The sequence below is a fragment of the Herbaspirillum autotrophicum genome (genome assembly GCF_001189915.1).
Taxonomy (GTDB): Bacteria; Pseudomonadota; Gammaproteobacteria; order Burkholderiales; family Burkholderiaceae_D; genus Herbaspirillum; species Herbaspirillum autotrophicum.
On record NZ_LFLS01000003.1, the window covers coordinates 90,070 to 111,272 of the forward strand.

General features: G+C 56.3%; 20 protein-coding genes. 8 read left to right on the top strand and 12 right to left on the bottom strand.

Annotated features, from left to right (window positions below):
* Positions 1-6 precede the first annotated feature (6 nt).
* Positions 7-801: a type VI secretion system accessory protein TagJ gene (locus tag AKL27_RS03100; protein WP_198155874.1), complete on the top strand. Its 795-nt coding sequence runs from the start codon at positions 7-9 to the stop codon at positions 799-801.
* Positions 802-822: 21 nt separating this feature from the next.
* Here the strand turns inward: AKL27_RS03100 and AKL27_RS03105 are convergent, their stop codons facing one another.
* Entirely contained in the window at positions 823-1,410 is a 588-nt protein-coding gene (locus tag AKL27_RS03105; RefSeq protein ID WP_083438840.1) for a sigma-70 family RNA polymerase sigma factor, read from the bottom strand.
* Positions 1,411-1,644: 234 nt separating this feature from the next.
* On the opposite strand from AKL27_RS03105, the gene AKL27_RS03110 reads away from it, so the two are divergent.
* Positions 1,645-2,388: a c-type cytochrome gene (locus tag AKL27_RS03110; RefSeq protein WP_232310884.1), complete on the top strand. Its 744-nt coding sequence runs from the start codon at positions 1,645-1,647 to the stop codon at positions 2,386-2,388.
* 13 nt (positions 2,389-2,401) lie between these two features.
* The gene (locus tag AKL27_RS03115; protein WP_050461298.1) at positions 2,402-3,688 is read left to right on the top strand and encodes a c-type cytochrome; all 1,287 of its coding nucleotides are present in this window, start codon (positions 2,402-2,404) and stop codon (positions 3,686-3,688) included.
* A gap of 55 nt (positions 3,689-3,743) precedes the next feature.
* On the opposite strand, the gene AKL27_RS03120 is transcribed toward AKL27_RS03115, so the two are convergent.
* The 5 genes from AKL27_RS03120 to AKL27_RS03140 form a co-directional block, all read right to left on the bottom strand.
* Positions 3,744-4,442 carry a winged helix-turn-helix domain-containing protein gene (locus tag AKL27_RS03120; protein WP_050461299.1) on the bottom strand — a complete coding sequence of 233 codons (699 nt, stop codon included), beginning with the start codon at positions 4,440-4,442 and terminating at the stop codon, positions 3,744-3,746.
* A 5-nt stretch (positions 4,443-4,447) separates the two neighbouring features.
* Entirely contained in the window at positions 4,448-5,788 is a 1,341-nt protein-coding gene (gene glmM / locus AKL27_RS03125; protein ID WP_050461300.1) for a phosphoglucosamine mutase, read from the bottom strand.
* A 30-nt stretch (positions 5,789-5,818) separates the two neighbouring features.
* On the bottom strand, positions 5,819-6,667 hold the full coding sequence (gene folP / locus AKL27_RS03130) for a dihydropteroate synthase (protein ID WP_050461301.1): 849 nt from the start codon (positions 6,665-6,667) through the stop codon (positions 5,819-5,821).
* Positions 6,668-6,804: 137 nt separating this feature from the next.
* Entirely contained in the window at positions 6,805-8,694 is a 1,890-nt protein-coding gene (gene ftsH / locus AKL27_RS03135; RefSeq protein ID WP_050461302.1) for an ATP-dependent zinc metalloprotease FtsH, read from the bottom strand.
* Positions 8,695-8,922: 228 nt separating this feature from the next.
* On the bottom strand, positions 8,923-9,567 hold the full coding sequence (locus AKL27_RS03140; RefSeq protein WP_050461303.1) for an RlmE family RNA methyltransferase: 645 nt from the start codon (positions 9,565-9,567) through the stop codon (positions 8,923-8,925).
* Positions 9,568-9,641: 74 nt separating this feature from the next.
* Here AKL27_RS03140 and yhbY point away from each other — a divergent pair, with 74 nt between their 5' ends.
* Entirely contained in the window at positions 9,642-10,112 is a 471-nt protein-coding gene (gene yhbY / locus AKL27_RS03145) for a ribosome assembly RNA-binding protein YhbY (RefSeq protein ID WP_050461304.1), read from the top strand.
* A gap of 158 nt (positions 10,113-10,270) precedes the next feature.
* Here the strand turns inward: yhbY and greA are convergent, their stop codons facing one another.
* From greA to AKL27_RS03165, 4 genes are all read right to left on the bottom strand, one after another.
* Positions 10,271-10,747 carry a transcription elongation factor GreA gene (gene greA, locus AKL27_RS03150; RefSeq protein WP_050461306.1) on the bottom strand — a complete coding sequence of 159 codons (477 nt, stop codon included), beginning with the start codon at positions 10,745-10,747 and terminating at the stop codon, positions 10,271-10,273.
* A gap of 82 nt (positions 10,748-10,829) precedes the next feature.
* Positions 10,830-14,051, bottom strand: a complete 3,222-nt coding sequence (gene carB, locus AKL27_RS03155; RefSeq protein WP_050461307.1) for a carbamoyl-phosphate synthase large subunit — start codon at positions 14,049-14,051, stop codon at positions 10,830-10,832.
* On the bottom strand, positions 14,044-15,207 hold the full coding sequence (carA, locus tag AKL27_RS03160; protein WP_050461308.1) for a glutamine-hydrolyzing carbamoyl-phosphate synthase small subunit: 1,164 nt from the start codon (positions 15,205-15,207) through the stop codon (positions 14,044-14,046). Before carA ends, carB begins: the two co-directional genes overlap by 8 nt.
* A 295-nt stretch (positions 15,208-15,502) precedes the next feature.
* Positions 15,503-15,910: a GlcG/HbpS family heme-binding protein gene (locus AKL27_RS03165; protein WP_050461310.1), complete on the bottom strand. Its 408-nt coding sequence runs from the start codon at positions 15,908-15,910 to the stop codon at positions 15,503-15,505.
* A 199-nt stretch (positions 15,911-16,109) separates the two neighbouring features.
* On the opposite strand from AKL27_RS03165, the gene AKL27_RS03170 reads away from it, so the two are divergent.
* Positions 16,110-16,667 carry a C40 family peptidase gene (locus tag AKL27_RS03170; protein WP_050461311.1) on the top strand — a complete coding sequence of 186 codons (558 nt, stop codon included), beginning with the start codon at positions 16,110-16,112 and terminating at the stop codon, positions 16,665-16,667.
* Positions 16,668-16,767: 100 nt separating this feature from the next.
* On the opposite strand, the gene AKL27_RS03175 is transcribed toward AKL27_RS03170, so the two are convergent.
* A complete protein-coding gene (locus tag AKL27_RS03175) occupies positions 16,768-17,682 on the bottom strand; it encodes a patatin-like phospholipase family protein (protein ID WP_050461469.1) in 915 nt (304 codons plus the stop codon).
* A 199-nt stretch (positions 17,683-17,881) separates the two neighbouring features.
* Complete coding sequence (locus AKL27_RS03180; protein ID WP_050461313.1) at positions 17,882-18,778, bottom strand: DUF5655 domain-containing protein; 897 nt, start codon at positions 18,776-18,778, stop codon at positions 17,882-17,884.
* 20 nt (positions 18,779-18,798) lie between these two features.
* Here AKL27_RS03180 and AKL27_RS27525 point away from each other — a divergent pair, with 20 nt between their 5' ends.
* The 3 genes from AKL27_RS27525 (at position 18,799) to AKL27_RS03190 (ending at position 21,033) form a co-directional block, all read left to right on the top strand.
* Positions 18,799-19,029: a hypothetical protein gene (locus AKL27_RS27525; RefSeq protein WP_157056772.1), complete on the top strand. Its 231-nt coding sequence runs from the start codon at positions 18,799-18,801 to the stop codon at positions 19,027-19,029.
* A gap of 324 nt (positions 19,030-19,353) precedes the next feature.
* On the top strand, positions 19,354-20,199 hold the full coding sequence (locus AKL27_RS03185) for an ureidoglycolate lyase (RefSeq protein ID WP_050461314.1): 846 nt from the start codon (positions 19,354-19,356) through the stop codon (positions 20,197-20,199).
* Positions 20,200-20,280: 81 nt separating this feature from the next.
* Entirely contained in the window at positions 20,281-21,033 is a 753-nt protein-coding gene (locus AKL27_RS03190; RefSeq protein ID WP_050461315.1) for an SDR family oxidoreductase, read from the top strand.
* Positions 21,034-21,203 lie beyond the last annotated feature (170 nt).

A 21,203-nucleotide genomic window follows, 5' to 3' on the forward strand; every position in this document is an offset into this window, starting at 1 on the left:
AGCCGCGTGATTTCCGATTCGTTGCTCAAGGAATCGATTGCCGCCGCCATTGCGGAAATGGAGTCGCGTGTCGTCGCCATGCCCGCCAGCCTTGAAGCGCGGCTGGTGCTGTTCCAGTGTCTGTGTATCGATGGTTCATGGTCGCGTGCGGTCAGGCAATTGCAGCTCTGTGCCCAACTCAATCCTGACATGCACAAGCTTGCGCAAGCGTATCGCCAACTGTTGCGCAGCGAAAATCTGCGTACTGAAATCCTGCAAGGGCATTGTCCGCCGACGTTTTTCAATACGACCCCGAATTGGGGACCGCACTGGATCACCGCCTTGCAACATCAGGAAAATGGCGCTACAGATTTAGCAGATGCGGCGCGTGAAACGGCGTTCTCACTGATAAAAGACACGCCCGGCGCATGCAATCTGGGCCGTTTCAGTTGGATGACCGACGGCGATACCCGTCTGGGTCCAGCCTGTGAGTTGGTGTTCAATGGCCAATACCTGTGGCTGCCGTTTGCGCAAATACGTGAGTTTTCTCTGTCGCAACCGAGCTCGTTGCTGGAACTGATCTGGCTGCCGGCTCGCATTCGTCTGCGCAACAATGCCAGCATCAGCGGGTTCATTCCGGCGCGCTATCCGATCTCGGCATCCACTCCGGATGCACTCAAGCTGGGAAAGCAGACGCAGTGGAAAAAAATCGGCAAGACCTGCATTCTTGGCGCCGGGCAAAAAATCTGGAATACCGATACCTGTGATCTGCCGCTGTTCAGCATCAGAAACTGCGAGTTCGACGTATTCAATATCAGCTGAACCCACCGCCATCATTCGGCATCAGGTGCCGGCAAACCAGTTTTTATCCAGACACAGGCGCAATTGCATGCGGGCGCGATACAACAATACGCTGCAGTTACTGGTTGTGATGCGCAGCTCCGTGCAGATTTCTGCGATCTCGAAATCGAAAATTTCGCGCATGGAAAATACGCGCGCCATCACCGGCGACAGCTTGTTGACGCAAAAATCCATGACATCGAAAAACTGCGACTGCTGCAAGGTATCGGCCGGGTTGCCCCAGTCCGCGGGCGCCTCTTCCCAGTGACCGGAGGCATCGAACAAGACATCGAAGTCGGCCGGGTCGCCGACCTCATCGGCACCGGCATGCACGTACTTCTTTTCCTTGCGGATCAGATCGATGATCTTGTATTTGAGGATACCGACCAGCCAGGTGCGCAATGACGATTTGCCGCTAAATGACGCCGCACTTTGCAATGCCGCAATGATCGCATCCTGAGCGGCATCTTCGGCCAGCGCTTCGCTCAGATGCAGACGGGCAAACTTGACCAGCATCGGCCGCTCGGCGATCAAGGCTTGCTCGAACTTCCGGGAATCTGCCGGATTGGTCTCCGGAATGTCGGCGGACATGATATTTCTCCAAAATCGTGGGCCACTGCACTGGCGACTGTCACGATACCACCAAGCCTCATGGCAGAACAGTACTGTACTGTCTTTTTCCGCCAGCCTGTGTAAGGCTACCGGATGGCGTACATCCGATACAATGGCGGCGCTATGCTAACAACTACCGGCAACCGGCAACAAGACCGGTGCGACACGTCCCCGGTACGGTATCGCTCTCCCGTTTCTGATACTGCTTTTTATATGGCTCGCCTGATTATGCAAACTACCACCAGCCTGACCGCTTTACGCGGAGGTTTTCTGTGCGCCGCACTGCTGCTTGGCGGTCTCGCCACAGCCACCGGCAGCCGCGCCGAATCCGTCTTGCCGGACACCATTGCGCAACGCGCCGTGGCCTGTACCGCCTGCCATGGCAAAGAAGGCCGCGCGACCACCGACGGTTACTATCCGCGCATCGCCGGCAAGCCGGAAGGCTATCTCTACAACCAGCTCACCAATTTCCGCGATGGCCGGCGTCAATACCCGTTGATGACCTACATGCTGGATCACATGTCTGATGCCTATCTGCATGAAATTGCACGCTATTTTTCTGAACAGCATCCGCCGTATCCGGCACCGCAACCAACCGACGCGTCTGCCGCCACGCTGGCACGCGGACGCGAACTGGTCTGGAATGGTGATGCCGGCAAAAAAATCCCGGCCTGCGTAGCCTGCCACGGTCAAGCCTTGACCGGCGTGGCTCCGGCCATTCCCGGTTTGATCGGCTTGCCGCGCGACTACATCAACGCCCAGTTCGGCGCATGGAAAAACGGGGTACGCAAAGCCAAGGCACCGGATTGCATGTCGCACATCACGGAAAAATTGTCACTGGAAGACATCAACGCCGCCAGCGCCTGGCTCGCGGCCCAGTCAGTTCCGGCCGGCGCCAAGCCGGCTGCCGCCCTGACCACCAAACTGCCGATCGCTTGCGGCAGTGTTCCAGAATAACAAGGGGCCATCGATGAAACGAATTTTGCTGTTAATCCTGGCGCTGATCATTGCCGTTCCTGTCATTCTCATCGGCAAGCAGTTTTTTGACGAAGACAGCGGCCCACCGCCGACACCGAGCACACTGACCTCCGCACAACAGATCGAACGCGGCAGCTATCTGGCGCGCGCCGGCGATTGCATGGCTTGCCACACTGCCCGCGGCGGCAAGGAATATGCCGGTGGCCGTGCCATCCCGACACCGTTCGGCACCATGTATGCACCGAACATCACTTCTGATCCGGAACATGGCCTGGGCAACTGGAGCACCAATGATTTCTGGCGCGCCCTGCACAACGGCAAATCGAAGGACGGACGTTTTCTCTATCCGGCCTTCCCGTATCCGAACTACACGAAAGTGACCCGCGAAGATTCGGATGCGCTGTTTGCCTACATGAAAACCATTCCACCGGTGAATCAGGTCAGCGCCGAACATGCCTTGCGTTTTCCCTACAATTACCGGATCTTGCTGGCCGGCTGGCGCGCACTGTATTTCACGCCGGGCGTCTATCGTCCGGAAGGCACGCAGTCGGTCGAATGGAATCGTGGCGCGTATCTGGTACAGGGTCTCGGTCATTGCAGCGCCTGCCACACCACGCGCAATGCATTCGGCGCTACGGTCGACAAATCCGATCTGGCCGGCGGCCTGATTCCGATCATGAACTGGTACGCGCCCTCGCTGACCTCGGATGCCGAAGCCGGTCTCGGCAATTGGGAAATCGACCACATCACGGCCCTGCTCAAGACCGGCGTCTCGGAACGCAGCACCGTGTTCGGTCCGATGGCGGAAGTGGTCAGCCAAAGCTTGCAGCATCTGACCGACAACGATGTCAAATCGATGGCGGTATATTTGAAGTCCTTGCCGCAAAATGATCCGCCACCCGCCAGTGACAGCGGCCAGCCGAGCAAAAGCGAAGCGGATCGCATTATGGCGCTGGGCGGCAAGATTTATGAAAACCAGTGCATGGAATGCCATAAGGCTGGCGGCGAAGGCATCCCGCCCGCGTATCCGCCACTCAATGGCAACCGCGCGCTCACCATGAACTCCGCCGTCAATCCGATCCGCATGGTGCTCAACGGCGGCTACCCGCCATCGACCACCGGCAATCCGCGTCCTTACGGCATGCCGCCGTTCGGTCAGGTACTCAGCGATCAGGAAGTGGCGGCCGTGGTGTCCTACATACGCAACAGTTGGAATAATCGCGCCGGTTTCGTGTCGCCGGTTGAAGTCAACCGCTACCGGTCGATTCCTCTGGATTGAGCTGGTGCACAAGTGCAGGAATGCAGATCGCATTCCTGCACCTCAATCAGGCTGATCAGCCCTTGTCATCCATACTCAGTTTGTAGCCGATGCCGCGCACCGTCTTGACGTAGTCAGCAGCGGCACCCAGCGATTTGCGCAAACGCATGATGTGCACATCGACGGTCCGTTCTTCGATGAACGTGTGATCACCCCAGACCTTGTCGAGCAATTGCGAGCGTGAAAAAATCCGTTCCGGATGCGCGACCAGATAGCGCAGCAATTTGAACTCAGCCTGATCCAGCTCCACTTCCTGCTGATTGATCGTCACCCGATGTCCATCGCTGTCGATTCCCACCACACCGTAGGTCAGCGTTTGCTGCCCGACTTCCGGCATCTTGCGGCGGAGCAAAGCCTGCACCCGCGCTACCAGTTCCTTCGGCGAGAATGGCTTGGTCACATAGTCGTCGGCACCTTCGTTGAGTCCCTTGACCTTGTCTTCTTCCATGCCCTTGGCGGTCAGCATGATGACCGGCAACGCTGCGGTACGCGCATCCCTGCGCCATTCCGACAGCAACCCCAGACCGGAAGTATCGGGCAGCATCCAGTCCAGCAATACTGCATGCGGCAAGGATGCCGCCACCAGCTTGCGCGCCTGTGCCGCGTCGCTGGCGATACTGATCAGAAAACCTGCGTCATGCAAGGTGAAGCGCAACAACTCGGCGATGCTGGGCTCATCCTCAACCAATAATATATGGACCTGATTTTTCGACATGCGCGTCAGACCGCCGTAACTTTATCCGCAATGCGTCTGGCCATGCTGTACGCGGTATCGGCATTCTGCGCCTCAACCATGACACGGATCAGCGGCTCGGTGCCCGAGGCCCGGATCAAGACCCGCCCGGCGTCACCCAACTCTTGCTCAACAGCATCTTTTTCTGCCTGCATGCCGGCATGGTTTTTCCAGTCGAAACCGGGGGCGATCCTGACATTGATCAGCGATTGCGGATACAGACGAATATCGGCAGTCAATTCCGCCAGCGACTGACCGGCACGCTTGAGCGCCGACAATACCTGCAGGGCCGAGACGATACCGTCGCCGGTCGTATGCTTGTCCAGGCACAGCAAGTGTCCCGAACCTTCGCCACCCAATTGCCAGCCGCGCTCCTGCAGCGTTTCCAGCACATAACGGTCACCCACTTTGGCGCGCGCAAAACCGATGCCCATTTTCTTGAAGGCGACTTCCAGCGCCATATTGGTCATCAGCGTGCCGACTGCACCGGCCACCGGTCCGCTGCTCATGCGATCTTTCACCATCACGTACAGCAACTCATCGCCGTTATAGATACGACCGGCGGCATCGACCATGACCAGACGGTCGGCGTCGCCATCGAGCGCGATGCCGACATCGGCGTGATTGGCGCGTACCGACTTCGCCAGCGCATCCGGCGCGGTGGCGCCGAAGCCGTCGTTGATATTGAGTCCGTTGGGCTGATTGCCGATGACGATGACTTCCGCACCGAGCTCATGGAATACATGCGGCGCGATGTTGTAGGCGGCGCCGTGGGCGCAGTCGACCACAATCGTCATGCCGCGCAAGTCCAGCGCGTTCGGGAAAGTGCTCTTGCAAAATTCGATATAGCGGCCCTGGGCATCGTCGAGACGCCGGGCTTTGCCCAGCTTTTCCGACGATACGCACGCCATCGGCGTTTCCAGTTCAGCCTCAATTTCCGCTTCGACTGCATCAGGCAATTTATTGCCGGATGCCGAGAAAAATTTGATGCCGTTGTCGTGAAACGGATTGTGCGAGGCTGAAATCACGACCCCGGCGGACAAGCGCAAGGCGCGTGTCAGATACGCTACGGCCGGCGTCGGCACCGGGCCGGCCAGCATCACATCGACACCGGCAGCGGCGAATCCGGCTTCCAGTGCGGCTTCCAGCATATAACCGGAAATCCGCGTGTCCTTGCCGATCAGTACCGTCGGCTTGGTCGACTGCGGCACCGACTTGGTCAGTACCTTGCCTGCGGCATAGCCCAGGCGCATCACAAAATCCGGTGTGATCGGCAATTCACCGACCAGTCCGCGCACGCCATCGGTACCGAAATATTTTGCAGCCATAGTCACTCTCTGTTTTTGTCGTTAATCAATTCACACCGCGCCCATGCCTGCACGCCAGACATCCAGGGCATCGACCGTCTCCGCCACATCATGCACACGAATAATCATCGCACCTTGCGCCGCCGCTGCCAAGGCGGCGCCGATACTGCCGGCCAGACGCTGCTCCAGCGGCTTGCCGGTAAGCGCGCCAATCATCGATTTGCGCGACATCCCGGCCAGCAAGGGTAATTGCAAGGTATCGATCATCTGACGCGTATGAGTCAGCAACGCCAGATTATGTTCCAGGCTTTTACCGAAGCCGAAGCCCGGGTCGATACACAAGCGCTCACGCCGCACGCCGCCGGCTTCCAGCGCTGTCACGCGTTGTTGCAGAAAGGCGGTGACTTCCTGCACCACGTCGGCATAGACCGGTTGCTGCTGCATGGTTTGCGGTTCGCCTTGCATGTGCATGATGCACAGCCCGGCATCGCTGTCGGCCACGGCTTCAATCGCACCAGGCGCACGGAAGCCATTGATGTCGTTGATCATGTCGACATCGGCCAGCAGTGCTTCGCGCATCACTTGCGGTTTATAGGTATCGATTGACAGCGGTTTGCCGCAATCGCGCAAGGCATAGATGACCGGCATCACTCGCCGCAATTCTTCATCGAGCGACAACGGGGCAATCCCGGGTCGCGTCGACTCGCCACCGATATCGATGATATCGACACCATCGGCGATCATTTGCTCGGCACGGGATAAAGCGAATTCCAGCGAATAGAAATTGCCGCCGTCCGAAAACGAATCGGGCGTGACATTGAGAATACCCATCACCAGCGGCTTGTGCCCCGGCTGCGTGGACAGACGATAACGTCCGCATTGAAGAAACTGTTGACTCATTCTGGGTGGTGCATCCGGCTGGGGGGCTGCCAGTCCGGGGCGATGCCCGCAAACCGTTGCAGCAAAGAAAAAGGGCGAGGATTACTCCTCACCCCGGGGGCGTGCTTGCTTAGTTACCGCGACGCATCCTGATCGTATCAGGCTGGTGCCGTGGCACTTGGCGAGACATCGCCAGGTGTGTTGTTGTCAGACGACGACTTCTTGACTGGCAGGCCGGCTTTCGGTGGCCGAGGCTGATTGCCGTCCATGATGTCATTGATCTGATCAGCATCAATGGTTTCCCAATCCAGCAGGGTCTGCGCCATCAACTCAACCTTGTCGCGATTTTCTTCCAGCAGTTTGCGCGACAGCGCGTACTGGGTATCCAGAATATTGCGGATTTCGGTATCCACCTTTTGTTGTGTCGCTTCCGACACGGTCTTCGAAGCCATGCGACCAAAATACGCATCTTGCTCGGTATCTTCGTACACCATGGTGCCCAGTGTTTCGGACATACCGTAGCGGGTGACCATCGCCCGTGCCAGTTTCGTGGCGCGCTCGAAGTCATTGGAAGCGCCGGTCGACATCTGATGCATGAAGATTTCTTCGGCAATACGTCCACCGAACAGGATGGCGATTTCTTCCAGCATCTTGTCCTTGTACATATTGACGCGGTCATGTTCCGGCAACTGCCAGGTCAGACCCAGTGCGTAGCCGCGCGGCATGATCGTTACCTTGTGCACCGGATCGGCCTTCGGCAGCAACTTGGCAACCACGGCGTGACCCGATTCATGATACGCAGTGTTGCGGCGTTCTTCTTCGCGCATCACGGCAGACTTGCGTTCCGGACCCATGACGATCTTGTCCTTGGCATCTTCGAAATCCTGCATTTCGACCAGACGCTTGTTGCGGCGTGCGGCAAACAATGCAGCTTCGTTGACCAGGTTGGCCAGATCGGCACCGGAGAAACCGGGTGTGCCGCGGGCCAGGATATCGGCCTTGACGTCAGGTGCGATAGGCACCTTGCGCATGTGGACATACAGAATCTGTTCGCGACCACGGATGTCCGGCAGACCGACCATCACCTGACGGTCGAAACGACCCGGACGCAGCAGCGCCTTGTCCAGTACATCGGCACGGTTGGTTGCGGCAATCACGATCACACCGGAGTTGGCTTCGAAACCATCCATCTCGACCAGCATCTGGTTCAGTGTCTGTTCGCGCTCATCGTTACCACCGCCCATGCCGGCGCCGCGATGACGGCCAACCGCATCAATTTCATCGATGAAGATGATGCAAGGTGCATGTTTCTTGGCGTTTTCGAACATGTCGCGCACCCGCGATGCACCGACACCAACAAACATTTCAACGAAGTCGGAACCCGAGATCGTGAAGAACGGTACCTTTGCTTCGCCGGCGATAGCGCGTGCCAGCAAGGTCTTACCGGTACCCGGAGGACCCACCATCAGCACGCCGTGAGGAATGCGGCCGCCCAGCTTCTGGAACTTGGTCGGGTCGCGCAGGAATTCAACCAGCTCGGAGACTTCTTCTTTCGCTTCGTCGCAACCGGCGACGTCGGCGAAAGTGACCGAATTGCTGTTTTCATCGAGCATGCGCGCCTTCGACTTGCCGAAGGAAAACGCGCCGCCCTTGCCGCCGCCCTGCATCTGACGCATGAAGAATACCCAGACGCCGATCAGCAACAGCATCGGGAACCAGGAAATGAACACTTGCGACAGGAAAGACTGTTCTTCAGGCTGCTTGACATCGAACTTGACGCCATTGTTCAACAGATCGCCGACCAGACCACGGTCGAGATAAGTTGCTGCCGTCTTGACCTTTTTGCCGTCCTGCGTTGTGGCGACGATACTGCGATCTTCAATCGTTGCATCTTTGATATGCCCCGCCTTGACCTCGCTGATAAAGTCGGAATACGCGATCGGATTGGCCCCGACTGCCAGACTGCGGCTATCGAACTGTTTAAAGACCATAAACAGCACCAGGGCGATCACCACCCAGATGGCGGCTTTGGAAAACATGTTGTTCACTAGAACTCCTCCGACGCGAACGCGCCGCTTTAGCTTGTATATGCCCGATTTTACTCGGATTCACCTGCGCTTACTAGAAAACCATCTGCACCGGTCAATCGTGCACCGGCGGCAATGTCAATACGGGACAAGCTGTTCCGGCCCCATGCGGGCACCGGACAATCTCCTTGTCTGGATATGCGGCTGCAAACCGCAAAATCAAGGACAAAGATGCCGGAATCGGCAGACTTATCGCGGATTTTTCAATATTTTCCCCAAAAGGAAAATTTCCGAGGATTTATCACGGCTGGCCTTCGGCTTTTTGGACATGACAACTTTGAATTCGGCACGGAATTTATGCAATAACTCGTTATAGCCGGTGCCATTGAAACACTTCACCAGCAGCGAGCCGGTCGGCTTCATGTGCAATTGCGCGAATTCTATTGCCAGATCGATAATATGCTCGACCCGCGCCGCATCGGCAATTGCCACACCCGACAAATTGGGCGCGATGTCGGACAGCACCAGATCGACCTTACGGCCATCCAGCACCGCTTCCAGTTGCCGCACGGAATCGTCTTCACGGAAATCGCCGAGAATGAAATGCACATCGGCAATCGGCTCCATCGGCAACAGGTCAAGGCCGATGATGGTGCCGCGGATACCGCCCCCCTCAAGTCCGGCCAGCTTGTTGCGCGCGTATTGCGACCAGCTGCCCGGGGTGCTGCCGAGATCGACAATCACCTGGCCCGGCTTGATCAACTTTTCGTCTTCGTCGATTTCCTTGAGCTTGTAGGCGGCCCGGGCACGATAGCCCTCCTTTTGCGCCAACTTCACATACGGGTCATTAATGTGGTCGTGCAACCAGTTTTTGTTTAATTTGTTCTTTGCCATTCGCGTAGAATACTGGTTTTAAATATTGAGGGACAGAGTTAAGTGCATCAACGCTTAGTCCCCGGACATCATTCATGCTGAAACTTACTCCCGCCGAGCGCAGTGAACTGCGCGCCGAAGCCCATGGGCTCAATCCTGTCGTCATCATCGGCGAAGGCGGACTGACACCGTCAGTCGTCAAGGAAATCGATGCCAGCCTGGGCTCACACGGCCTGATCAAGGTACGCGTATTCGGCGACGACCGCGAAGCGCGCGTTGCCATTTACGAGACCATCTGCGAACAACTCAAGGCAGCGCCGATACAACACATCGGCAAATTGCTGGTCTTGTTCCGCCCGAAAAAGGATGCTGCCAAGGAACGCAGCGAAACCCGTGGCAAGGGCATGCGCGAAGTCACCATCGTCAAGCCGAGCCCGAGTGGCACCAAGCGGCCAACCGTCAGCAAGGTCATGCTCAAGGGCAACGAACGCGTTACCGCCGGCGGCTCGATCAAACGCGCCAAGCCGCGTCAGAAGAGTGTGAAGAAATCGCAACTGGGTAAATGACAAACCCGCTGCGACTGAAAACAACATGCCCGCAATCGCGGGCATTTTTATTTGCCGCCTGAAAAACGATCCGTTCAACGCGGTACCGGCACCTGCCCGGCTCGCTGCGGATCGCCTGTTTCAGGCTCCGGTCAAATCACAATCAGATCAAACCTGAATCAAACGTAACGCACTTGCAGAATTTCATATTCGCGCACGCCCGACGGCGCTTCCACCGCGACGACATCACCGGCGCTCTTGCCGATCAATGCGCGCGCGATCGGCGACGTTACCGAGACCTTGGCTTCCTTGATATCCGCTTCATCGAGACCGACGATCTGATAGGTCACCTTTTCGCCGCTGTCGAGGTTTTCCAGATCAACAGTCGATGCGAATACCACGCGGCCATCATCGGCCAGCGTCGCCGGATCGATGATCAGCGCTGCGCCCAGCTTGCCTTCGAGGTCGGCAATCCGGCCTTCGATAAAGGCCTGACGTTCTTTGGCCGCATCGTAGTCGGCATTTTCAGACAAATCGCCGTGCGCACGGGCTTCCGCAATGGCACTGATGACTGCCTGACGTTCTTTGGTTTTAAGGCGCTGCAACTCTTCTTTCAGCAGCTCTGCACCGTACTTTGTAAGTGGAACACTCATAATTCTCGACCAAGTTAAAAAGTCACAGAGGGCATCGAATACTCAGATGCCCTCTGTGACTTAGCAATGAAATGGAAATGTGGGTTTAGTGTATAGCTTTATGCAGCCCTTGTAAATCATACACATCCAACGCATCCAGATGGCGCATACCTTCGACCGCAGCCTCGGCGCCGGCAATCGTGGTGAAGGTTGTCACCCGTGCTGCCAGTGCGGAAGTACGGATCGCGCCCGAATCGGCAATCGCGGTACGCTTTTCTTCGACCGTATTGACGACCAGAGAAATCTCGTTGTTCTTGACCATGTCAACGATATGCGGACGACCTTCGACCACCTTGTTGACGGTCGTGACCGGAATGCCGGCAGCGCTGATTGCCGCTGCGGTACCCTTGGTCGCCACAATCGAGAAGCCCAGCGCCACCAGATCCTTGGCAACCTGTACTGCGCGCGGCTTGTCGCTGCCCTTGACGCTCAGGAACACCTTGCCCGAGGTCGGCAACTTAACGCCGGCACCGAGTTGCGATTTGACAAACGCTTCGCCGAAAGTCTTGCCCACGCCCATCACTTCGCCGGTCGATTTCATCTCAGGTCCGAGAATGGTATCGACGCCCGGGAACTTGACGAACGGGAACACGGCTTCCTTGACGCTGAAGTAAGGCGGAATCACTTCATTGCGGATGCCCTGGCTTTCCAGCGACTGACCGACCATGCAACGTGCCGCAATCTTGGCCAGTTGCAAACCGGTGGCCTTGGAAACGAACGGCACGGTACGCGAAGCGCGCGGATTGACTTCCAGCACGAACACCACATCCTGGCCATCGACATGCTGAATCGCGAACTGCACGTTCATCAGACCAACTACGTTCAGGCCCTTGGCCATCAGCGCAGTCTGACGCTTCAGTTCTTCAATGATTTCCTTCGACAGCGAATAGGGCGGCAACGAGCACGCCGAGTCGCCCGAGTGCACACCCGCTTGTTCGATATGCTCCATCACGCCGCCGATGAAGGTACGCTCGCCATCCGACAGACAGTCGACGTCCACTTCAATCGCATCGTTGAGGAAGCGGTCCAGCAACACCGGCGAATCATGCGACACCTTGACGGCTTCGCGCATGTAACGCTCGAGGTCGCGCTGCTCGTGCACGATTTCCATCGCGCGGCCACCCAACACGTAGGAAGGACGCACCACCAGCGGATAACCGATTTCCTGCGCCAGACGCAAGGCATCGGCCTCGGTCCGGGCAGTACGATTCGGCGGCTGACGCAGACCCAGATCGTGCAACAGCTTCTGGAACCGTTCGCGATCTTCAGCGGCATCGATCATGTCCGGCGAGGTACCGACGATAGGCACGCCATTGGCTTCCAGATCGAGCGCCAGCTTCAACGGTGTCTGGCCGCCGTACTGCACGATCACGCCGTAAGGCTTTTCCAGCGCCACGATTTCCAGCACATCTTCCAGCGTCAGCGATTCGAAATACAGACGGTCGGACGTGTCATAGTCGGTCGACACGGTTTCCGGATTGCAGTTGACCATGATGGTTTCATAGCCGTCTTCACGCATTGCCAGCGCCGCATGCACGCAGCAATAATCGAATTCGATACCCTGACCGATACGGTTCGGACCACCGCCCAGCACCATGATCTTCTTGCGGTCGGTCGGCTTCGATTCACACTCTTCCTCATAGGTCGAGTACATGTAAGCAGTGTTGGTCGAGAATTCGCCGGCGCAGGTATCAACGCGCTTGTAGACCGGACGGATATTGAGTGCATGACGCTTCTCGCGCACCGCAGTATCGGTCGTCTTGAGCAGCTTGGCCAGACGACGGTCGGCAAACCCCTTTTGCTTGAGCTTGAACAACAGTTCCTTGTCCAGCGCTTCCAGCGTCTGACCATCTTCCAACCACAATTCGATGTCGACGATTTCCTTGATTTGCGACAGGAACCACGGATCGATGTGAGTCAGCTGATGCACTTCTTCCAGCGTGAAACCTTGCGCGAATGCATCGCCGACATACCAGATACGATCCGGTCCCGGCTCGCCCAGTTCTTCCTTGATGGTTTCGTGGTCGGTGGTTTTTTCGTTCATGCCGTCGACGCCGACTTCCAGACCGCGCAGTGCTTTCTGGAACGATTCCTGGAAGGTACGGCCAATCGCCATCACTTCACCGACCGACTTCATCTGGGTTGTCAGATGATTGTCGGCTTGCGGGAATTTTTCGAATGCGAAACGCGGAATCTTGGTGACCACATAATCGATTGATGGCTCAAACGAAGCCGGCGTAGCACCGCCGGTGATTTCGTTGCGCAATTCGTCGAGCGTGAAGCCGACTGCCAGCTTGGCGGCAATCTTGGCAATCGGAAAACCGGTGGCCTTCGACGCCAGCGCCGACGAACGCGACACGCGTGGATTCATTTCGATGACGATCATGCGGCCATCGGCCGGATTGACCGAAAACTGCACGTTGGAACCGCCGGTATCGACACCGATTTCACGCAGCACCGCCAGCGAGGCGTTACGCATGATCTGGTATTCCTTATCGGTCAGCGTCTGCGCCGGCGCCACGGTGATCGAGTCACCGGTATGCACGCCCATCGGATCCAGATTTTCAATCGAGCACACGATGATGCAGTTGTCCGCCTTGTCGCGTACCACTTCCATTTCGTACTCTTTCCAGCCGATCAGCGATTCTTCAATCAGCAGTTCGGAGGTCGGCGATGCTTCCAGGCCGCGACGGCAAATGGTTTCGAACTCTTCCGAGTTGTAGGCGATACCGCCGCCGGTGCCACCCATCGTGAACGACGGACGGATGATGACCGGGAAACCGAGACCCTTTTGCACGGCCCATGATTCTTCCAGCGTGTGCGCCACACCGGAACGTGCCGAACCGAGACCGATCTTGGTCATCGCGTCCTTGAACTTGGAGCGGTCTTCCGCCTTGTCGATGGCTTCCGGCGAAGCGCCGATCAGTTCGCAACCGTATTTTTCCAGCACGCCGTTGCGGTGCAGATCGAGTGCGCAGTTGAGCGCAGTCTGTCCACCCATGGTCGGCAGGATCGCGTCCGGCTTTTCCTTGGCGATGATGCGCTCCACCACTTGCCAGGTAATCGGCTCGATGTAAGTAACATCGGCCATTTCCGGGTCGGTCATGATGGTGGCCGGATTGCTGTTGACCAGAATGACTTTGTAACCCTCTTCGCGCAGGGCCTTGCAGGCTTGCGCGCCGGAGTAGTCGAATTCACAGGCTTGACCGATGATGATCGGACCCGCGCCGATGATCAGGATGCTTTTAATATCTGTACGCTTAGGCATGTTTCTTTTTCTCCATCATCGCCACAAATTTATCGAACAAGGGGGCGATGTCGTGTGGCCCTGGCGATGCTTCCGGGTGACCCTGGAAACAGAACGCAGGCTTGTCGGTACGCGCAAAACCCTGCAGCGAACCATCGAACAGCGACACGTGCGTGACGCGGCAATTGGCAGGCAACGTGGCAGCATCGACGGCGAAACCGTGATTTTGCGAAGTAATCAATACTTGTTTGGTATCCAGATCCTGTACCGGATGGTTGGCACCGTGGTGACCGAACTTCATCTTCAGGGTCTTGGCACCGGAGGCCAGCGCCATGATCTGATGGCCGAGGCAGATACCGAAAGTCGGAATGCCGCGTTCGATCAATTCTTTGGACGTGGCGATGGCGTAATCGCAAGGTTCCGGATCGCCGGGACCGTTGGACAGGAAAATGCCATCCGGATTCAGGGCCAGTGCTTCGGCTGCCGTAGCTTGCGCCGGCAATACCGTGACTTTGCAACCGCGTTCGGCCAGCATGCGCAGGATGTTGTACTTGACGCCATAGTCGAAGGCGACCACGTGATACTTCGGCGTGATCTGCTGACCATAACCGCGGCCCAGCTTCCACTCGGTTTCAGTCCAGTTATAGGCTTGCTTGACCGACACCACCTTGGCCAGATCCATGCCGGCCAGTCCCGGGAAGCCGCGCGCCAGTTCCAGCGCCTTGGCCTTGGCGACTTCGACATCTTTCTCGCCGGTGACAATCGCGCCACCCTGCGCACCCTTTTCGCGCAGGATACGTGTCAGCTTGCGTGTGTCGAGACCGGCAATCGCCACGATATTGCTGGCTTGCAGATATTCACTCAATGTTTGTTTGGAACGGAAATTCGATACCAGACGCGGCAGATCCTTGATGATCAGGCCGGCAGCATGAATTTGTGCCGCTTCGACGTCTTCGGTATTGATACCGGTATTGCCGATATGCGGATAAGTCAGGGTAACAATCTGGCGGCTGTAGCTGGGATCGGTCAAGATTTCCTGGTAACCGGTCATGGCCGTGTTGAACACGACTTCACCGGTGGTGGTACCGGCGGCACCGATGGACTCACCAAGAAAAATGGACCCGTCTGCTAGCGCGAGGATGGCCGGAACGGATGGACCGGAAAGAAAAGGCAGCAAGGGTAACTCCTGAGAATTGTTACCGCCGCTAGTGGGACCAGACGCGCCAGAACGACCTCCGGGAAAGCGCCTTGTCGGCAAATTCTTGCCAATCGGGTCGGTCTTCAGAGTCTGTCGGAACGAGGTGGAAGTATGGTATGCGCTACGGCGGAATAAATTGGCTAAACCGCGCAATTATAGCGCAAGATGCGCCCCCCAGCAATCCTGAGATCGCCGGAACGCGCATCTTGATGCACTGCAAACAAGTCAGGACGGAGCACCCTCACGCCCGGCCTTGCGGCTGGCAAACTGCTGTTTACAGACCCAATGCGGCAATACCGGCCTTGGCAATCTGTACATCTTCGGACGACTTCACGCCCGACACGCCAACGGCGCCAACATACTGACCATTGACTTCGATTGGCACGCCGCCTTCGAGCAGGCCTTCCAATTCTGGTGCGCTGAGGAAAGAAAAACGACCATTATTGATCATGTCTTCGTAAATCTTGGTTTCGCGACGACCCAGTGCGGCAGTCTTGGCCTTGGCCGGTGCAATGTACGCCGAAATCGGTGCCGCGCCGTCCAGGCGTTGCAACCACAGCAAGTGACCGCCGTCGTCGACGATGGAAATGGTGACGGCCCAGTTATTGGCCTTGGCTTCAGCTTCCGCGGCGGCGGCGATTTTCTTCAGGTCGTCCAAAGACAGGAAAGGTTTCGATTGCATAGATATCCCCATAAAAATGAACGCTGATTGTACGGCGAGAATAATGATTTGACACGCAATATAGATTTACCAGCCCTGCAAAACAGCCCTGGGAACTGCGCCGGCATTGCTTCTTTGCCAACCTGGCATGAAATTAGCTTTTGACATGATGTAGGAATTCGCTTACATTCCTCCAGTCATATTGAATGGAAGTAGCCTGATGACAACATCCCGACCTACCCGAACCCGACGACATCTCGCACAAGCCTGCGTGCTGGCTGCCGGATTCTGGTTCAGTAGCGCCGCCTGGAGCATCGATACTCCTCCACTGCAAGACCCCTCTTCCAGCAAGACCCAGATCGCCCTGACCAAACTGCACGACATTACCAACCGCGCGTCGGAACTGGCAGTGCAGGCATTGAGCATGTTGGGCATCAATTATCGCTACGGCGGCAACTCCCCGGAAACCGGCCTCGATTGCAGCGGCCTGGTGCGTTATGTATTCAAGGAAGCATGGGGCACTGATTTGCCACGGACCTCGGCTGAAATCAGCCGCGTCGGCGAAAAAGTGGAAAAGGTCGATTTGCAGCCCGGCGATCTGGTGTTCTATAACACGCTGCGTCGCGGTTTCTCGCACGTCGGCATTTATCTCGGCGACAAGAAATTCATCCACTCGCCATCGGCCGGCGGCCAGGTGCGCATCGAAGACATGGATGTGGCGTACTGGAAAAAGCGCTTCAATGGCGCGCGTCGCATCATCAACGACGGCGAAGAATAATCTGTCTCGGTAGCAGCAGCACGGCGATCCGGCACCGGATCGCCACATTCCCTCAAGTACCTGACCTCATCCGCTGAGGCCTCCACTCAGTTTCCGCAGTTCAATTCCCGCTTTTCAGTTTCAGCTTTTGCCTGATTTCCGGCATCGCCTTCATCGCCGCCTGTTCACCTGCCAGAATCGCCACGTTGCGGCCGGCAAAATCGCTTCCTTTCATGGCGCCGAGACTCGGCTGTATCACCACGTCAGCACCCTTGAGTTCGTAATTGTTGATGCTCTGTCCCATGATCGCGAAGGTTTGCAGCATGACATCAACCGAAGTCGATGAGCCCTGCGCTTCCGGCTGCGCCGAAATATTCACCGCGATCACGAAATCCGCCCCCATCTCGCGCGCAAAATTGACCGGCACCGGCGCCACCAGACCGCCATCGACATAATAGTGATCGCCAATCTTGACCGACTGGAACACTCCCGGCACCGCCGACGACGCTCGCACTGCAATCCCGGCATTGCCGCGCCGGAACAAAATCGGCTGACCGCTGCGCAAATCGGTCGCCACGGCGCCGAACGGAATCTTGAATTTCTCGATCGGCAAATTATTGACGGCACGATTCACATACGCCTGCACGCCCTCGCCTTTCAAGACGCCGCTGACTTTCGAGAAAAACGGCACCGACCAGTCCGAGATCGCGGCCTCATCCATATCGAGCGCCATCTTTTGCAAGGCAAAGCCATTGTTGCCCGCCGCATACAAAGCACCGACCAGACTGCCGGCACTGGTGCCGACCACAATGTCCGGGAAAATGCCCTGCGACTCCAGCGCCTTGATCACACCAACATGCGCAAACCCCCGCGCCGCGCCGCCGCCCAATGCCAGCGCGATCTTGATGCGCTGCGGCGGCTTGACTACGGCGACTGGCGCAGTGTCGCCGGGCGTGCTGCCGGTCGGTAAAAACGTGGAACAGGCGGAAAGGAGTGCAGCCAGAGAAACGAGGAATAAACGACGGCGAGCAAGCATGACATTCTGAATAGGGAAATCGCAGCCCGGACGGGCGTTGCCATTGTAGCTGAAAGCCGGCAGCGGCAAAGGTAAGCAAGCCAACTTCCTCAATCGCGCAGTGCAACTGGAAAGGACCTGCATACGCCTTCTCGCCGCAGTTGGAGTTCCGAATTGATCAGAACTACGAAGTAACCACGTCATGCGACGTCCTGCCCCCTTAAAGCACGTTTTTGTACGATTGCTCGATCAAGCCCATCACATATTCGAGGTCATCGGACGTCTTTACGTACACTCTCCGATCCATGGTCCAGTTATAACCTTCCGGGATTTTTTCGACCATGCCCAGTGGGTCATTGAAATCGATGGGGCGAAGGTGAATTTTCAAGTGATTTTTACCGATGTGCACATCAGCAAAATTTTTCGATATCCGATAGGCGACATAGAGCGTGTTGGCTTTTTCGCTGATCGATTCATCGAGAGCCAATATTCGCTCCCTAAGCTCATCAAACAAATCGCGTACGGCATCAGATCCCTTGCTACGGAGCTCCTCTAGTAACGGCGTATTCTGTTCTACTGTCTTCAAATCAGGATATTGGATAAGCTGCGGCAATGGCGGCTCTGCTAAAGTCACGGGATCCAGCGCAAAGACATTGTCTTCATAGTAACGGTACCGGAATAGTTCAATACGTAGCGGGACTACCTCCACCGTATCAGTATCAAATTTGCTATACGACTCGGCAATGCAAATCACGCGTGGATTATTCCAGTCGAGCTTGATGCTATCGGCAATCTCCTTGCCAAGTGTGTCCATCATCAACTTTTCAAAGAATCCGGGCTTTTGCGTCTTTAGCCATTTCAGATAAGAAAGCGCTTGATTGATCACATTGTCATTTTTATTGCGCTTGTATTCAATGATGACCGGCGCACCATCAGTGTCTACTGCAATCGTGTCGATACGGCCACCAAAGGTTGTTGCGTACTCGCTCGCCAGAAACCGCAGCTCCAGTACCTCCATCAAGTTGGCTTCCAAGAGTTGCTGAAGATTTTTTTCCTTGTCGAGGGGAATGGCACTGAGCTTCTTCAGCTTACCGGTGTTAACTTTGAATATGGGCATATATCAAGCAGCTTTCTTGAGTGAGCGTTTTGTTGAACCGAATTCGCAATTTTATCCAACAAGACGCTCGCTGGTTCGTCGTTAGGATTCTTTATCACCCGATCACCACGAAATACTTGCGCCAGGAGCGCAGGAGTTATTTCCGCAAGAAATCCAAGTTGCGCCAGCTAAATGCGGCCAACTCGGGATTGCTCAAAATTGGTTGGCATATCGTGATTTATCGTTTTCCTTACCGCATGAGCGATCCGTGAATCGCTCCTTCATTGTCAAATATTTTTCAACTAAGTTAAAAACCATTAATTTAAAAATGTAATCAAATGGCAATATTAACAACGACAGTATCAAGATCACCGCCCAAAGATAACTGAATCAAATACCGGGTCAAAAGAATCTCAAACGAAACACCGGTGATTCCTTTTTTTCATCAGGTGCAAACCAAACTTGTTTGGTGGTCTTACCAATTAATTGGTATTATCTCGATTCCCAAGCAGGACCAGTACGCCGCAGATTCACAAAGACGGCATGACGATTGACATCACCTATTCTTTAGCAAGTTTTCACTCAAAGGAAGAGCAATGAAATTACTCCGTTACGGCCCTGTTGGCCAAGAAAAACCTGGCGTTCTGGATCAGGCTGGCAACATCCGCGATCTGTCGGCACATATCAAGGACGTCAACGGTGCCGCACTGGACGACGCGACCCTGGCCAAGCTGCGCGCGCTGGATCTGCAAAGCCTGCCGCTGGTGGATGGCAATCCGCGTATCGGTGCCTGTGTCGGCAATATCGGTAAATTCATCTGTATCGGCCTGAACTACGCGGATCACGCTGCCGAATCCGGCTTGCCGATTCCGGCTGAGCCAGTGGTGTTCAACAAGTGGACTTCGGCCGTGGTCGGTCCTAATGACGATGTCAAGATTCCACGCGGCTCCAAGAAGACTGACTGGGAAGTGGAACTGGGCGTGGTCATCGGCAAGGGTGGCAGCTACATCGAAGAAAAAGATGCGCTGTCGCATATCGCCGGCTATTGCGTGGTGAATGACGTTTCCGAACGCGAATACCAGACAGAACGCGGCGGCACCTGGGACAAGGGCAAGGGTTGCGATACCTTCGGTCCGATCGGCCCATGGCTGGTGACACGCGACGAAGTCGCCAATCCGAACAATCTGCAATTGTGGCTGGAAGTGGATGGCAAGCGCTATCAGAACGGCAATACCAACACCATGATTTTCAACGTGCCGTTCATCATTTCCTACCTGAGCAAATTCATGAGCCTGCAACCTGGCGATGTGATTTCGACCGGTACGCCTCCAGGCGTGGGTATGGGCGTCAAGCCGAATCCGGTGTATCTGACTGCGGGTCAAACCATGCGTCTGAGCATCGAAGGTCTGGGCGAACAGCAACAAAAGACCATCAACGCCTGATTCCCCCAGGCTTGCTGACCGCGCGCCGGCGTCGTGCGCGGTCGGTCCGAATGCATATCCTCTCATCCAGTGGAGCAAGCAATGAATCACTATGATTTTCAAGGTCGCAGCGCCGTCATTACCGGCGGTGCTCAGGGTTTTGGCTATGCCATCGCCGAACGTCTGCTGCAAGGCAAGGCCAAGGTCGTACTGTGGGATCTGGACGACGCCATGCTGGCAGAAGCACGCGCCAGGCTGGAGCCGCTCGGCCACGTTGAAACCGTGTCGGTCGACATTGCCGATCAGGCTGCCGTGGTACGCGCCATGGAAGCCACTGAAAAAGTCACGCAGTCGGTCGACATTCTGGTGCACAGCGCCGGTATCGCCGGTCAAAATGCGTTGGTTGCCGATTACTCGCCGGAAGAATGGCAACGCGTAATCAACATCGATCTGAATGGCGCGTTCTATGTCAATCAGGTGGTGGTGCAACGCATGATCGCGCAAAACTATGGCCGCATCGTCAACATCGCTTCGATCGCCGGCAAGGAAGGTAACCCGACGGCGTCGGCTTACAGCGCCGCCAAGGCGGGCCTGATTGCACTGACCAAGAGTCTGGGCAAGGAAACCGCCACCAAGAATATCGCTGTCAACGCGATCACTCCGGCAGCGGCGCAAACCCGCATTCTGGAACAGGTTTCGCAACAGCATATCGATTACATGCTGTCGAAAATCCCGCGTGGTCGTTTTGTCAAAGTCGATGAAATCGCTGCCATGGTGGCCTGGCTGGTATCGGAAGAAAATTCGTTTACCACGGCATCGGTATTCGATTTGTCCGGCGGTCGCGCCACTTACTGATCACGCACTGATCAGTCGTACTACACCTGCTATCCGCTGCGGCGGATAGCATCAATAACCAGACCCGCACCAAGCTACCCGCCGTGTGCCGGTCCCGAATAAAAAAAACCAAAGCCACTGCCGGCCTGCTACCACAGCGCTGGCTGGTGACTTGCGTCCCCGTTCCTGAG